A 15,734-nucleotide genomic window follows, 5' to 3' on the forward strand; every position below is an offset into this window, starting at 1 on the left:
ACGCAGGGCGTCCGGGGCAATAAAGGCTGTCGAAGATCGAGTGTAAAAGGGAGACTTGGATGTCCCGTTTTACATCACGAGATCAAAGACACGCTTGGGAGTTGGTACTGAGAAATTGCGACTCTTCAACGAAGTTGGAAAAGGTATTGGCCATTGCAAAATTTTCTATCGAGGCATGCTCGGACAATCGGAAAGTGGCCGAATCTAACACTGTTGATATAACATTTGGCTCGTTGGCGACACCCTGATTGAAGTTGTAATAGACTTCCAGGTTTGATTCGACGCCGCTTAAGCGGCCATACATGTTATTTTGTATCTCGGTCTGCGTCCTGGCCTCCCACCAGACCCTCAGCTCATCAAGCCGCCCTTCATAATAAACACTCCCCAGTGCGCCAGTACCCGGGTGAGTGCTGACACCAATACGTGCAGGATAGTCCACTATGTCAATTGAGGTATCACTGGGGCTGAGGGTATCACTATCCTTAAGATCTCCGTCGACATAGAGCCTGAACGCATTGCCAGTGTCACGTACTACAGCGACATGGTGCCAGTGTCCATCTGCCAGATCGGTAGCATAAGCCAAAGTGGCTACATCACCTGCGCCCAGGCCGAGTCGAACCTCGACGCTGATACCATTGGTCGTATTCGACGAGATTAGAAGACCATCAAGTGTGCTTGAGATGACCGCCAGGAGAGGATTGTCGTTAGATGTATCCGATTCGGGCCTGATCCAGAATTCGACCGTAAACAGGCTGAAGCCAAAATCATAGGCATTACCATCAGCGTATGCGACTTCCAGGTAGTCGTTTGTTCCGTCAAAATCCAGTGCATTTGAGTGGGCGGATTGAAACGCGGGAAAAATCAGGACAATGAGTAACAGCCTGAAGCGCCAGTGATGAAAAATTGCACTTACTCGGAAAGCCTCTTTGCTGCCGAGTGATGCTGACTGCTCACTATGGAGATAACTATGCTTCCTAGTAGATAGACGCGGCATGTTAACGTGTTCTTCCTGAACTTGATTCCATTAGTATGAAGATACTAATGCCTAGAGAGTTGACTGGTCAATAGCGTAATTGATATGGAGCATACTCCCGGGTACTGCCCCACGCCTCCTGCTCGGTCAGCCTGTAGTAATAGCCAATGCCGGGTAAGGCCCCCGGATCCGCGTAGAAATATTCTCCGCCGAGCGGGGCGTCGATAAGGCCAGGTAACAGCTTCCGGTTGACCCGTATCCACTCCTCACTTCCCGGCTCACGGCGGTCAATAAAGAACCCAACGGTTCCCTGCTCCTCAAGCGTTGTCCAGTGAATGACTGCCACTTGCCCATCGCCATCTGCATCGAGCAGATTTCGCAGTACAGCAAGTGAAGCAGGCGGGCCAGTCTCATCCGGTGCTTTATCATCGCCAAAGGAAGTGATGAGCATAGCTATGGCACTTGCATCAAGGTCTGTGAGCAGTTGATCCACGGAGACACTTCTGATATCCACGCTGCCAATCACGGCCACCGTCGTTGGCCTTGGGGTTTCAGCAACAAAGTTGGCAGTGCTGCCGGTCAGGGAAAAATTATAGATGGTCGCGTCCACGGAGGCTGTCTGGCCTGTGACTTCTGTGATGCTTGTATTGTTTCCGCCGGCAACGCCCTGGTTGAAATTGTAGTAGGCCGCAAGGTCTGTCTCGCTGCCAGTCAGTTCGATATCGTCTTGCGCACGCATTTCTGTCAGTGTTTTGGCTTTGGACCAAAAGCGCAGCTCGTCCATCTGGCCTGTAAAATAGTCACTGGGCGATGATGGGGTTGGATAATAGCCACTGCCAATAGTCACACCCTGGTTGATATCCACACCTGTCGCCGTAGAGCCGGAAATCGTGGCGCTGTCTTCCATGTACCCATTAACATATAACTCGATTGTGCGTATATCCTTGCGAACAGCAGCGACGTGGTGCCATGTACCATCAGCCACATCCGTTGTTGAAAGAATCGAACCAACATCATTATTGTTATTGCCGAGACTGATAAAAAAGCCGACCTTGTCGCCTGTGTCGATATAGAAGATATAACGATCCCCTTCATTCACATCAGTAAACCGGCTCGTCACCAAGCCCTGCGAAATCCCTGTTGCAGTCGACTTGATCCAGACCTCGATGGTGAAATCAGAAGTGCCGAAATCAAACGCGGAACCATCACCCCCGGGAGCCAGAAGGTAGTCATTTGTCCCGTCATAATCGAGAACATTCGACTGGCCAAGCGCAATTGCAGGGAACAGGCAGAAAAAGAGAAGCCGCCAGCATGAAGGGCGGCATGAGGTCTTCTTCACCTCCATACCCCCGGCGGAAAAACATCAAGTAGACTCAACTGGCCTGATACAGGCCAATTACTATACCTATACATAAATATAGCTTCAGTCTTTTTGGTTTAATTATCAAGGTGTACAAGCTTGTTTCAGGATGGTGATTTCAGACTGGCCTGGACACAAACCGCAGCTGGATTGGTCTGGCAACCCTGCTAAGTGGAGAGTGTTAGCGTTATGACTGGAGGTAGCGCGTCAGCAGTCCCATGTCGGCATTTTCAACAGATGTCTTGATACGCACCTGGTAACCGCCACCCGGCACTTCGTCCATTGGGTTGCCGTTGAGATCCTCAATATAATCGAGACGAAAACGGTGGTTATGTTCAGGAGTGAGCAGTTCAACTTCATCACCCTTGCGAAACTTGTTTTTCGCCAGCACTTCAATCATGCCCGAGCCACTCTCCTGTTCCGGGACAACTTCTGCAACAAACTGCTGCTGCATGCTCTTTGAGATGCCCGCACGGTAGTTTTGCATCTCGTTGGTTTCGTGACGTTGGAAAAAGCCGTCTGTGTAACCGCGGTTGGCGAGACCCTCAAGATCGTCCAGCAGTTCGGGGCGGAATGGCCTGCCTGCAACCGCATCGTCGATCGCCTGGCGGTAGACCTGTGTAGTTCTTGCAGTGTAGTAGTGCGACTTGGTGCGCCCCTCGATCTTGAGGCAGTCGACACCGATCTCGACAAGGCGCTGCACGTGTTCGACGGCGCGCAGGTCCTTGGAGTTCATGATGTAGGTGCCCTGCTCGTCCTCGAACACGGGCATCAATTCGCCGGGGCGGTTCTTCTCTTCTATATAGTATATTTCGTCAGCTGCGGGATGACGCTTGATCGCCTCTGCAGGAAAAGCTGTCGGTTCCTGCATCGCCTGCATGATCTGTTCGCCATCACCGAGCTTGTACTCCCAGCGGCACGCGTTAGTGCATGTACCCTGGTTGGCATCTCGATGATTAAAATAACCTGACAGCAGGCAGCGGCCCGAGTAGGCGATACAGAGTGCGCCGTGAACGAAGACTTCGATCTCCATGTCGGGGCACGCCTGGCGGATCGCCTCGACCTCGTCGAGTGATAACTCGCGCGACAGGATGACGCGACTAAGACCGACTGACTGCCAGAATTTGACTCCCGCCGAATTAACCGTGTTGGCCTGTACAGACAGGTGCACCGGCATATCGGGCCAGTTTTCGCGTACCAGCATGATGAGACCGGGATCAGCCATGATGAGTGCATCCGGCTGCATTTCGATAACCGGACGAATATCGTCGATAAAGGTTTTGAGTTTGGCCCCGTGCGGCATTGTATTGGTGGCAACAAAGAACTGCTTGCCCTGTTGATGCGCTTCATCGATACCGGTGCGCAGGTTCTCTTCGAGGAAATCGTTGTTGCGCACGCGCAGGCTGTAGCGCGGCATGCCGGCATAGACGGCATCCGCGCCATAAGCGTAGGCGTAGCGCATGTTTCTCAGGGTTCCCGCAGGAGCCAGTAGTTCAGGAGCTTTCATGCGCGTATTGTACTGATTGGCGGCGGAAAAATCAGGATGAAAACCATGTGGGATGTAGTTATTGAGCTTTCCGGATTTGCTACGCCTTTTACGGAGTACAGCACTTAAAACCCTGTAAACATGGTAGGATTTTCAGTCCTGCAGAACAATACCTCGCTTTTCAGGAACATGCGATGAATCTGGTCAACGGCCTCCACTTCAAGAACATCAAAGGCGACATCTACGGCGGCATTACAGCTGCGGTCGTTGCACTGCCGGTGGCACTGGCGATGGGTGTCTCTTCCGGTGTCGGCCCTATTGCGGGGATGTACGGCGCGATCATTGTCGGTTTTTTGCAGCATTGTTTGGCGGCACTCCGGCTCAGGTATCCGGGCCGACCGGACCGATGACGGTGGTGATGGCTGCTATTTTCATGCGGTACACGGGCATGTTTCCGGAAAATCCCGCTCATGGTGCGGCGCTTGCCTTTACCGTGGTGATCATGGGTGGCCTGTTCCAGATTCTGTTTGGTGTTTTAAAAATCGGCAAGTTCATCGAACTGGTACCGCACCCGGTGGTATCCGGTTTTATGAGTGGTATTGGCGTCATTATTATTTTGCTGCAGCTACCTCCCCTGCTCGGTTTTCCGGCCCAGCCCGGTCCCATGGCTTCGGCCAATGCCATTCCCGCTGCTTTCAACACTCTTGTCAGTGATGCTGTGATTATCGGCCTGGTGACCCTGGCGGTTGTTTACCTGATGCCGGGCAGGCTAAACAGGATTATTCCATCGCCCCTGGTGGCGTTGTTTATTGGCACACTGGTCTACATAGTGTTCATGTCGGGTGGTGACGCATCTGTTCTCGGTGAAATCCCAACCGGGTTGCCCGACCCGCAGATGCCGACTTTTGAACTCTCGCTGCTACCGATGATGATTCAGTCGGCACTGACGCTTGCCGCGCTGGGTTCAATCGACTCGCTGCTGACATCACTCGTGGCTGACAATATCACCCGCACTTATCATAAGTCCGACCGTGAACTGATCGGCCAGGGTATCGGCAACACGGTTGCCGGTTTCTTTGGCGGTTTGCCGGGGGCCGGCGCAACCATGCGTACCGTGGTCAACGTCAAGGCCGGTGGGCAGACTCCAATTTCAGGTGCACTGCATGCGGTTGTTCTTCTCACCATCGTGCTGGGTGCCGGCGCACTCGCAAGCAGTATTCCGCACGCCGTACTTGCCAGGATTTTGATCAAGGTGGGGACGGATATCATCGACTGGGACTATCTCAAACGCATGCACACGGCACCCAAGGCCGGTGTCGCCATGATGCTCACCGTACTTGCCATGACTGTTTTTATTGACCTGATCATTGCGGTTGCGGTGGGCATGACAATGGCTGGCATGGTCTTCATAAAGCGCATGACCGATCTGCAGCTGGAGAGCATCAAGACGATTCGAGAGATAGACGAGGACTCGCCGCTGTCCAGCGAGGAAGAGGAGATATTCAGTCAGAGTGACGGACGAATCCTGCTGTTTCACCTTGGCGGACCGATGAGTTTCGGAGCAGCCAAGGGAATGGCGCGTCAACTGGCTCAGTACGACCAGTACGACGTACTGGTTCTTGAGCTGACTGATGTGCCGCAAATCGACTTCACGGCCACGCGTGCACTCTATGACATGGTGCACGATGCCCTTGAGCAGAATCGCGAGGTGTTTCTGGTCGGTGCCCGGGAACAGGTCTACGGCATGATGAAAAAGCAGGGCGTCGTTGACGCCGTGGCGGCAGAGCACCTGCTCGACAGACGTCTTGATGCGCTTCGAGCTGCGAAACAACTGCTTGCTGAGCCTCCTGAATAGCCCTTTAATCAGCTATCTTATTGAATTCATAAACAGTTTATATTGGTGCGTCGCAAAAAGAATGCGTTAGAGTATTATGATATATTCAATTGCGTTCAAATGATGCAAGAGTCGATGGGATAGCAAGCACAGTGCTATCCCATCAGCTTTTTCCATGAATTTATATTAAAAGATAAGAAATACAGGAGTAGGTAATGTCACAGAAAAATCCAGTGGTTGCTATCACAGGTTCATCCGGTGCCGGCACGACAACCGTTAAACGCGCTTTCGAACACATCTTCCAGCGCGAGGGTATCACCCCGGCTATCGTAGAAGGTGACAGCTACCACCGCTACGACCGCATGGAGATGAAAGAGAAAATGGCTGGCGGAATGAGCCATTTTGGCCCGGAAGCAAACCGCTTTGACAAACTCGCCGAGCTTTTCGAAACCTACGGTGAAACAGGCTCAGGCGAGAAACGCTACTACCTCCACTCTCCTGATGAGGCGGCTGAGCACAATGCACGTCTTGGTGTTGACAAGCAGGCAGGTGAATTCACTCCGTGGGAAGAGATTCCCGGCGGTACCGACCTGCTCTTCTACGAAGGCCTGCACGGTCTCGCAGTTGCAGGTGACGATGACGTTGCACAGCACGTCGACCTCGGTATTGGCGTCGTACCTGTCGTTAACCTGGAGTGGATCCAGAAGATCTTCCGTGATAACGCAGAGCGTGGTTACTCTGCGGAAGCGATTGTTGATACCATCCTGCGTCGCATGCCGGACTACATCAACCACATCACACCGCAGTTCTCGCGTACTGACATCAACTTCCAGCGTGTTGCAACGGTCGATACCTCGAACCCTTTCATCGCACGTGACATCCCGACTCCGGATGAGAGCTTCGTTGTTATCCGCTTCGCTGACCCGAAGAAGTTCGGTACCGATTTTGCCTACTTGCAGTCAATGATTCCGAATTCATTCATGTCTCGCCGTAACACCATCGTGGTGCCTGGTGGCAAGATGGGATTCGCCATGGAAATCATCCTCGGCCCTATCATCGAGCGCATGATGGACCAGGCACGCTGATACAGCACCTGGGACTCAAATCAAAAAAGCGGCCATCTGGCCGCTTTTTTCGTAAATGCCGGCGTACTCTTTTCACTATGAATCTAATAGGTTATTTCATACAATGACGGCCATTATTCCAGATTCATCTTCACACACGGATCCAATACGTGCCCATGCATATTCTCGGCATTTCTGCCTACTATCATGACAGTGCTGCCGCCCTGATTTCAGACGGGACGATAATCGCTGCTGCGCAGGAAGAACGCTTCACTCGAAAAAAGCATGATGCCAGATTCCCCGGAAATGCAATTTCTTATTGCCTTAAAGAGGCCGGCATATCGATCAGCCAGGTCGACCACGTCGTTTTTTACGACAAACCCCTGATAAAATTTGAGCGATTGCTTGAAACCTACCTCTCCTACGCTCCAAGAGGATTCCGCTCCTTTGTGGCAGCAATGCCAATATGGCTGAAAGAGAAGCTGTTTTTGAAAACAACGCTGAAACGGGAACTCTCTGCGATTGGGAACATTGATATTAATGAACTTCCTTCGCTGTTATTCACCGCTCACCATGAATCGCATGCAGCATCAGCCTTTTACCCAAGTCCCTTCGAAAAAAGCGCTGTTCTTTGTCTTGACGGCGTCGGTGAATGGGCAACAACCTCTGTATGGCTGGGAGACGGCAATACACTGACACCTCAATGGGAGATCGATTTCCCGCATAGTCTTGGACTGCTCTATTCCGCTTTCACTTATTACGCTGGATTCAAAGTTAATTCCGGCGAATACAAACTCATGGGGTTGGCCCCATACGGCGAGCCAAAGTACGTCGACCTGATTCTTGATCACCTTCTGGACCTGAAAGATGACGGGACCTTCCGGCTCGATATGAGCTACTTCAACTATGCAACTGGTCTCACCATGACTGGTGAAAAGCTCCATAAACTATTTGGTGGAAAGCCTCGAAAACCAGAGTCCGAACTAACCCAAAAGGAGATGGATATTGCCCGGTCGATCCAGGCAGTAACAGAGGAAATCGTGCTGCGTCTGGCACGAACAGTAAAGAAGGAACTTGATGTTGATTACCTCTGCATGGCAGGTGGTGTCGCACTAAACTGTGTTGCGAATGGCCGAATATTAAGAGAGGGTCCGTTCAAGGACATCTGGATTCAACCGGCTGCAGGAGATGCCGGTGGTGCGCTGGGCGCTGCAATGAGCGTCTGGTACAGCTACCTTGATAAACCTCGTGAAGCTGACAATAGCAGTGACAAAATGCGTGGCTCCTACCTTGGAAAACGTTTCAGCAACACAGAGATTACCAATTTTCTCGACAATACTGATGCGGTCTATAAGCAGATTGAAGACAGTGAGTTAATGCCGCAACTGGCAAAATTGCTGGATAGCGAAAATGTCATCGGCTGGTTCAACGGGCATATGGAATTCGGGCCGCGGGCCCTCGGAGGACGTTCTATCATTGGCGACCCTCGTAGTCCGAAAATGCAATCAGTGATGAACCTTAAAATCAAGTATCGCGAATCGTTTCGCCCATTTGCCCCGGCAATTAAAGCGGAGCGTGTATCTGAATGGTTTGAACTAGACCGTAGAAGCCCCTACATGCTGCTTGTCGCGCCGGTCAAAAAAGAGAAGCAGTTGCCAATGACGGAACAGCAGGAACAGATGTTCGGAGTCGACAAACTGAATATCCCCCGTTCCGAAATACCGGCTGTTACCCATGTGGATTACTCCGCAAGGATACAGACCATTCATAAGGATACCAATGCACGCTTTTACGATCTAATTGACCAATTCGAGCAACTGACTGACTGTCCGATACTGATCAACACCTCGTTCAACGTCAGAGGAGAGCCCATCGTCAATACGCCCGAAGATGCATATCGCTGTTTTATGCGTACTGAAATGGACTATTTGGTCATGGAGAATATATTATTAGCCAAGACCGATCAGCCCCTGCAGGAGAAGGATGAATCCTGGAAACAGGAGTTTGAACTGGACTGATGAAAGCCATGAAATCTGACATTAAAGAACTGAACAAAAAAGAGTTACGTCAATTCGGCCTGATAACCGGCGCAATAGTGGCCGTGTTGTTTGGTCTGTTCTTGCCTTGGGTATTTGAGAATGACATTCCCACCTGGCCATGGATCATCACGGCTGTTCTGTGGCTATGGGCGATCGTGCTGCCTGCAACCCTTGCCCCTGTTTATCGTGCATGGATGGCTTTTGGCAATGTACTTGGGTTTATCAATACGCGAATCATTCTGGGAATCATGTTTTATCTGATGTTTCTGCCTGCCGGTTTCATCATGAGATTACTGGGAAAAGATCCCATGGCAAGAAAGATAGATAAAGACCTTGAGAGCTACAGGACGATACATGCTTGTCCAAAACGAAACCACGTGGAGCGGCCATACTAATGCTTGATTTACTCAAAGACCTTTGGGGATTCATGAAAGAGAGGAAGAAATTCTGGCTTGCTCCAATAATCATAGTCATGCTGTTACTCGGCACCTTAATTGTTCTCTCGCAAGGTTCTGCTATAGCACCATTTATCTACACCCTGTTTTAACAGGGTAAGATCAGCATTTAGATTCAACCTTAGTCAATACCGGCATCAGCAGGATATAGTGGTCCAATATATAAATGCATAAAAAAATGAAACGTCTTCTGGCAAATACCTTGCTTATTGTTTTCAGTATAACAATCTCTATCATCCTGGCAGAGTTCGCACTCCGTCCATTCTACCCCTCGAGTGGCACGTCATACTTCTATCGCATCCCTCATGAAACACTCGGCTGGAAATTACAGCCCGGTGCAGACTTTATCAATTACATCCCGGAGGCTTCCATTCAGGTCAGATATAACTCTGACGGCTGGCGTGATACAGAGCACCAACTTCAGAAAAAAACTGGCGACTCCTTACGCATCGCTGTTTTAGGCGACTCATTCATGGAGGGTTATTCAGTCGAACTGAAAGACTCTTTTCACAAGAGACTGGAGACACGATTAAACCAGCTTAATGCCAACGCAGAAGTAATAAATTTTGGCGTTGGAGGATATGGAACATTACAGGAATACATAACTTATCGTGACTATGCCTCGGCTTACAAGCCGGATATTGTTATTGTCGGGTTCTACCTTGGTAATGACTTGGTAAATAACGCTCAACACTTCGATACATACAAGAAGAAGGGCTCATTCAAGATGAAAGCCACTCGCCCTTATCTTGATCAGACAAATCAGTCTGAATGGAATGTTATTTACGCCGATTACAAAACATCCTTGAAACGATATCGTGAGCAGAAAGAATCATTTTTCAAGAAAGTCATACAAACCTCTGCCCTGAACAGGGCATTGAAACTCCAAAAAAGCAAGGCCAAACTGAAATTAGGTGCAAACAGGATTAAAATCGGCGAAGAGAGAAACTTGAGGAATTATGGCGTTCATTTCTGCTCAGAACCGGAAGAATTTTCACAGGCATGGCAAACAACTGAACGAATTCTTGATCGACTCAATACAGAGACCAGGAGGAATGGTGCAAAACTGGTAATTTTCAGCGTACCCGCAATGCATGAAGTTGACAACAGCATGGTAGAGCGAATAGCAACTGAAACCTCGGGAGAGCAGAAAGCTTGCATGGACACCCCGCCAGGTTACCAACGCCTTGAAAGATTGACGAACAAACTGGGTATTAGGTATGTCAACCTGCTGTCGGAATTCAGAGACGCCTCCGATGGCGTTGGAAGCACGCTCTTTAATCTCAGTGACAGACATTGGAATAAAGCCGGACATTCATTGGCTACCGAGAATGTTTACAAGTACCTTGAAGATGCCGGATTAATCGAAGCCAAATAAGACACACAAAATGAACAGTCAAACGGAATCACCAGTTCAAACCGTCATCTGCCTCAAATGGGGCACGCGCTACGGGTCAGATTATGTCAATCGCCTGTATGGCATGGTTAAACGTAATACAGAACGACCTCTCAGGCTTGTCTGCTTTACCGATGATTCTGATGGCATCCAGGAGGGCATTGAAATCAAGCCCATGCCGCCATTTGATCTGCCGGAAAAGATGCGTTCCCATCCTTTTCGACGCATGTTCATCTTCGCAGAACAGTTGAATGACCTGCAAGGAACCGTCCTGCACCTGGATCTCGACCTGGTCGTCACTGGCTCGATCGACAAGCTGTTCAATTTCAATCCGGATTCACGCTTTATTACGATTGAAAACTGGACCCAAAAGGGCCAGGGAATAGGAAACATGTCTGTTTTTCGCTACCGCATCGGTGAATTGACAGAAGTGTGGGAGCGCTTTCGCCCTGATCCAATGGCAATGATGAACCTGTATCACAACAGCCAGACATTTGTCTGCCGGACACTTGGTGATGTTGACTTCTACCCTGCCAACTGGTGTCTCAGCTTTAAGCACTCGCTAGTACCCAAGTGGCCGCTAAATTTCCTGGTTTCTCCAAAGCTGCCGGAAGAGACAAAAATTATTGCCTTTACCGGGCAACCCGATATCAATGAAGCGATACGTGGTGAATGGCCCGTTTCGAGCAACTGGAAGAAACTCTACAAGCATGTCCGGCCATCGCCCTGGCTTGCAGATCATTGGCGATAAGGCCAGCCATTCCTGCTTCAGGAGAAATTGCTTATGTCATTGACAGATAAACCTGCAATAGCCACTGTATTACCACCCCGCGAAAGCTTTGGTGAGCACAAGGCCGGTGCATTGGGAATCGATGTTCGCGACTGGCATTCCTGCAGTCAATTTCGTAGCAACTGGGAGGTCTATGGTGGCGCACAGATCTCGAGTTTTAAAGGCATCACATATCATCCCGTTGAGGCAAGACGCCTGAGGTTATGGAGCCGTACAGAAGACTATGCTCGTCTGCTGGTTCGTGAACTCCGCAAAAAAAGTCCTGCAATTGTAGAGATTCACAATCGCGTCTCTGTATTCCTTACCCTTGCAAAAAAGTTACCAAATGTCAGGGTTTGCCTGTTTGTTCACAACGACCCAATGACAATTAAAGGGGCAAAAAAGGCCTCAGAGCGCAAACAGATATTACAAGCGGCCGCGCAAGTCTATTGTGTGAGTAATTATCTCAAACAACGCCTCCTGCAAGGGACTGAAGGATTCGAAGACAAGGTTAAGGTCGTTTCACTCGCATTGCCTGCAGATGAAATCAGAGACAAACCGGCGCACTCACGCAAAGAACTTGTATTCATAAGCAGGATGGTCCCGGAAAAGGGCGCACTGGAACTGGCAAAAGCACTGGCCATCGTATTACCAAAACACCCGGAATGGCGCAGTATCTTTATTGGTGCACGCCATTTCGGTGGCTTGGAGCCATCAACCGATTTTGAAAATGAGGTCATCAACACACTGACCCCGCTAGGCGAGCAAGTCGAATACCGCAACTCGTTGCCTCATTCGGAAGTGATGCAAGCACTGGAAGCAGCAGAAATTGCTGTTGTTCCATCAATCATTCCAGAGGGATTCGGGCGGACCGCGATGGAAGCGCTCGCCTGTGGCTGTGCTCTCATCAGTTCACGCAACGGTGCTTTGCCCGAAGTCTGCGGTGATGCCGCAATAATGCTGAGCGAAGTCAGCACAGATGCCCTTGTCGATGCAATTTCAAAGCTTCTTACAGACGAACATTTACGCACACAGATGCAGAAACAAGCAATTGAGTGGGCCCAGGATAGGTTCTCCCTGCAGAAACAAACCGCCACCCTTGATAACTACCGCTGCGAGCTATTGGGACGTACAGGCATATGAGAATCTGCCAGGTAATGGCGAGCCGGGGCGACGGAGGCTTGGAAAAACACACCCTGGAGCTCTGCAGCGAGTTAGCCAACAGGGGACATACCGTAACACTTATCGCTGATCCAATTTTCCAGGAACGCATTCCAGATGGTGTTCTCTTTCTCCCTGTTAGCATGAAACGTTGGCGCAACAACCCCCTCTTTCTCTATGCATTATGGAATGCAATCAAGAATTCTCGCAGTGATGTGATTCATGCGCAGGCCAACAAGGCGGCGGCTATCGTCGGGAAACTTCGAGCTTTCTTAAAGCCCCCCATGATCGCAACCGTACATAATCAAAAACGCTCTGTCAGAATGTTTGGTTATTTTGATCGATTGATTGCAGTTAGTAAAGGTGTCGCAATAAGCCTGCCTGCTGATTCAACCAGCGTTATTTACAATGGCATAAAACTGCCGCAACCCCGGGATCTATCCAGGAATCTGGCCCACTTGTTCGACCTGAACAGCCGCCACCCGGTACTGGTCAGTATTGGCAGACTCGTGCCTGCAAAGGGTTTTGATATATTGATCGATGCTATCTCAGGCCTTGATGCAAGCCTTGTTATTATCGGTGAGGGTTCCGAGCGGCAAAGTCTGGAAGAAAAAATACACAACCTGGATCTTGGCAAGCAGGTAAAATTAGCCGGATTTCGCGATGACATTTCTGACTTGATTGCAGCCAGTGATGGCGTGGTGATCGCATCAAGGGTAGAAGGGTTTTCTTACGTCTTTGCAGAGACGATGTTACTCAGGATGCCCGTGGTTGCAACAGAAGTACCAGTAGCCAATGAGGTGTTATCGGAAAACGATCTTGTCACAAGGGACAATCCGGGTGCATTACATAGCCGACTTCAAGAGAAACTTGCAGACATGTCCGGGTGGCGTGCGCAACAAAGCGCTGCCTTTGAATTCGCGGAGCAACATTTCACGTTGGATGCCATGGTTTCAAGCGTTGAAAATATTTATAGTCAGGCAATCACAGGTTAATCCGTCCAGGTTACGGAAGTGGAGAAAATCCGATGGCAGTTAAAAAAGGTAGCATTCGCCATTTTCGCTGGTTTATCAGTAACCTGGCAGTCAACCTGATCCCTGCTCTGAAGCGCAAAATCATCTTGTACAACCGCATCATACCGGCAGCAGAAGCCGGTGCCGCTGACATGCGCGAGTCCACGCAAGCGACAAACTTCAATGCTGAGGAACGGGAGTTCATCAACTATCTTCCACGGCAATTGCCGGAGCAGTTAAAACGTAAAATTGCATGCATCGAGTTTCACGATAAAACACTACTGGGAAATACAGGGGCGCTGGTCGATGATAACAACCAGGCATTGATCTCCTTCATGCGCAGCCGTCCATTTGTGAACTACCATGATTTCAGGCCGGAGATATTAAACCCTGTCAACAAGGGTGAAGTACGGTATTTCAATATGCTGGGATCACACCGCGGCCACAGGCACCTGTTCCATTTCCTTATCGACCGCATGCCTCAACTGTACTACGCGCTTAATCTGTTTAAACTTGCTGAACAACCACTTATCGTTTTAATAAATGAAGATGTTCCCAAGTTTCAACGCGACTTATATCGTTTCATTTCAAATGATTACCCCAATGTCTCATTTGTAGAAGTCCCTCACAATGAGCGTTGGAAAGTAGAAAACCTGTTTCATGTGGATTACTATCAAACGATCAAGACAACCTTGGCGGACCCGGATTTTCTCAAGTTTCTCAAGACAACTTTCATGCGAGGCTATGGGATTGACAATAATCTGTCCCCTACTGATAGAATATACGTCTGTCGTGAAGACACGAAGAACCGGCGATTCGTCAACGAGCAGGAAATTGCTGCAGTTTTTGAAGAATTTGGCTTCAAAAAAATCCTGGCCGGGAAGTTAAGCTTTGAAGAGCAGATAAGGACATTCAATAATGCACAATATATTGCAGGCATTCATGGAGCAGGGCTGACAAACATTCTCTTTTCATCGCCAGGCGCACGTGCCCTAGAAATATTTTCAGAAGATCACGTCAAAGACACTTACTTCCTGCTATCCAGAACATTGGGACAGGATTACAGTTATCTTTTTGGAGGAACACAACGCAGGCATTCGCACTTTCATTTACCTGCTAGCAGATTGGAAAATAAGTTACGGACAACATTATCATCGTTAACTTAACGAAATAATATAACAAGGAGTGTTATTAATATGGACATGCCAACTTTTGTAATCAATCTTGACCGTCGTCAAGACAGAATGGAACACATTCAATCACAACTCGATAAAATCGACCTTGATTTCATTCGCATCCCCGCAGTCGATGGCCACACACTGGATAAAAACATAGCCTCGGAACAGGCCCCTGATATTTCAGACTGCGAATACGCATGTTACTCAAGTCATCGCAAGTGTTGGGAAGCATTAGTCCAATCAGATTATCAACGATGCCTGATTCTTGAAGACGATGTTATTGTTTCCCAGAATCTCAAATCAATATTAAATAATGATGATTTTTTTATTGGCCACACTGGCATCGTACGCCTTGAAACCCACCGAAGGAAAGTTTGGGTAAAAAGGGAAGCTGACTACACACTTGACGGAATCAGTTTAAGGAAACTTTGTTCCGGATCCCTGGGAACCGGCGCGTATGTCATATCCAGAAAGCATGCAGAAAAGTTATTAGAAAGCATAACAAGACCCACCATGGCGATTGATCATATCCTGTTTAATCCAAAGTCCAGTTTTTTCGAGCATGGAAACACCTCGCAAATAGATCCCGCACCATGTGTCCAAGGCAAACGTGATGAAATCAACAGTAAAAATGAAGTCTTTTCAAGTGATATAGGGCTCAATCGTACCGGAATATCAAAACAGCGACTCTCTCGTTATGGGAGAATAAAAAGGGAAGTATCCCGCTCTACCCGCCTTCCCGGATCATTGGCAACCATGGCATATAGATACTTTGTACTGGGACAAAGGCGAACAATTATTGATTTTTCAGCTAGTATTTAAGGTGATTTCAAGGCTCTAAATAAACAAGCTTTTTTATAGATCCGGGTTTAGACGCTGTAAACCCGGGTCAACTTTTGCCCCTTTTACCGAGACTGTAAATTAGTTTGTGTATCTGCTTATCATTAACCCCTACGGGAGATAAGCACGATGAACGAAAAAGAAATCCGAGCACTTGCCAACAAGA

14 protein-coding genes and 1 pseudogene are annotated in these 15,734 nt (G+C 49.0%); 12 read left to right on the top strand and 3 right to left on the bottom strand.

Going from position 1 to position 15,734, the window contains the following annotated elements; all coding sequences use genetic code 11:
* Window positions 1–82: 82 nt before the first annotated feature.
* The 3 genes from BOW51_RS01805 to trhP form a co-directional block, all read right to left on the bottom strand.
* Window positions 83–994, bottom strand: coding sequence for a LamG domain-containing protein (locus BOW51_RS01805; protein WP_078476158.1), 912 nt, complete (start codon window positions 992–994; stop codon window positions 83–85).
* 67 nt (window positions 995–1,061) lie between these two features.
* Window positions 1,062–2,312, bottom strand: a complete 1,251-nt coding sequence (locus tag BOW51_RS01810; protein WP_167367209.1) for a LamG domain-containing protein — start codon at window positions 2,310–2,312, stop codon at window positions 1,062–1,064.
* A 208-nt stretch (window positions 2,313–2,520) separates the two neighbouring features.
* Window positions 2,521–3,840, bottom strand: a complete 1,320-nt coding sequence (trhP, locus tag BOW51_RS01815) for a prephenate-dependent tRNA uridine(34) hydroxylase TrhP (RefSeq protein ID WP_135567997.1) — start codon at window positions 3,838–3,840, stop codon at window positions 2,521–2,523.
* Between the two features lie 269 nt (window positions 3,841–4,109).
* On the opposite strand from trhP, the pseudogene BOW51_RS11560 reads away from it, so the two are divergent.
* From BOW51_RS11560 to BOW51_RS01865, 12 genes and pseudogenes are all read left to right on the top strand, one after another.
* Window positions 4,110–5,089, top strand: a pseudogene (locus BOW51_RS11560) (SulP family inorganic anion transporter); the annotation flags it as partial.
* Between the two features lie 303 nt (window positions 5,090–5,392).
* Window positions 5,393–5,674 carry an STAS domain-containing protein gene (locus tag BOW51_RS11565; RefSeq protein ID WP_245828351.1) on the top strand — a complete coding sequence of 94 codons (282 nt, stop codon included), beginning with the start codon at window positions 5,393–5,395 and terminating at the stop codon, window positions 5,672–5,674.
* Between the two features lie 194 nt (window positions 5,675–5,868).
* Window positions 5,869–6,738, top strand: coding sequence for a phosphoribulokinase (locus BOW51_RS01825; RefSeq protein ID WP_078476160.1), 870 nt, complete (start codon window positions 5,869–5,871; stop codon window positions 6,736–6,738).
* Window positions 6,739–6,893: 155 nt separating this feature from the next.
* Window positions 6,894–8,735 carry a carbamoyltransferase family protein gene (locus BOW51_RS01830; protein WP_078476161.1) on the top strand — a complete coding sequence of 614 codons (1,842 nt, stop codon included), beginning with the start codon at window positions 6,894–6,896 and terminating at the stop codon, window positions 8,733–8,735.
* Window positions 8,735–9,151: an SxtJ family membrane protein gene (locus BOW51_RS01835; protein ID WP_078476162.1), complete on the top strand. Its 417-nt coding sequence runs from the start codon at window positions 8,735–8,737 to the stop codon at window positions 9,149–9,151. The genes BOW51_RS01830 and BOW51_RS01835 overlap by 1 nt, the downstream gene beginning before the upstream one ends.
* Complete coding sequence (locus tag BOW51_RS11055) at window positions 9,151–9,303, top strand: DUF5989 family protein (protein WP_167367210.1); 153 nt, start codon at window positions 9,151–9,153, stop codon at window positions 9,301–9,303. The genes BOW51_RS01835 and BOW51_RS11055 overlap by 1 nt, the downstream gene beginning before the upstream one ends.
* A gap of 86 nt (window positions 9,304–9,389) precedes the next feature.
* Window positions 9,390–10,589: an SGNH/GDSL hydrolase family protein gene (locus BOW51_RS01840; RefSeq protein ID WP_167367211.1), complete on the top strand. Its 1,200-nt coding sequence runs from the start codon at window positions 9,390–9,392 to the stop codon at window positions 10,587–10,589.
* A 10-nt stretch (window positions 10,590–10,599) separates the two neighbouring features.
* The gene (locus BOW51_RS01845) at window positions 10,600–11,358 is read left to right on the top strand and encodes a hypothetical protein (protein ID WP_078476164.1); all 759 of its coding nucleotides are present in this window, start codon (window positions 10,600–10,602) and stop codon (window positions 11,356–11,358) included.
* Between the two features lie 33 nt (window positions 11,359–11,391).
* Window positions 11,392–12,519, top strand: coding sequence for a glycosyltransferase family 4 protein (locus tag BOW51_RS01850; protein ID WP_078476165.1), 1,128 nt, complete (start codon window positions 11,392–11,394; stop codon window positions 12,517–12,519).
* A gap of 38 nt (window positions 12,520–12,557) precedes the next feature.
* A complete protein-coding gene (locus BOW51_RS01855) occupies window positions 12,558–13,532 on the top strand; it encodes a glycosyltransferase (RefSeq protein ID WP_167367212.1) in 975 nt (324 codons plus the stop codon).
* A gap of 32 nt (window positions 13,533–13,564) precedes the next feature.
* Complete coding sequence (locus BOW51_RS01860; protein WP_078476167.1) at window positions 13,565–14,716, top strand: glycosyltransferase family 61 protein; 1,152 nt, start codon at window positions 13,565–13,567, stop codon at window positions 14,714–14,716.
* Window positions 14,717–14,746: 30 nt separating this feature from the next.
* On the top strand, window positions 14,747–15,550 hold the full coding sequence (locus BOW51_RS01865; RefSeq protein ID WP_078476168.1) for a glycosyltransferase family 25 protein: 804 nt from the start codon (window positions 14,747–14,749) through the stop codon (window positions 15,548–15,550).
* Window positions 15,551–15,734 lie beyond the last annotated feature (184 nt).

Origin of the sequence: Solemya elarraichensis gill symbiont (assembly GCF_002021095.1) — a bacterium.
Taxonomy (GTDB): domain Bacteria; phylum Pseudomonadota; class Gammaproteobacteria; order Chromatiales; family Chromatiaceae.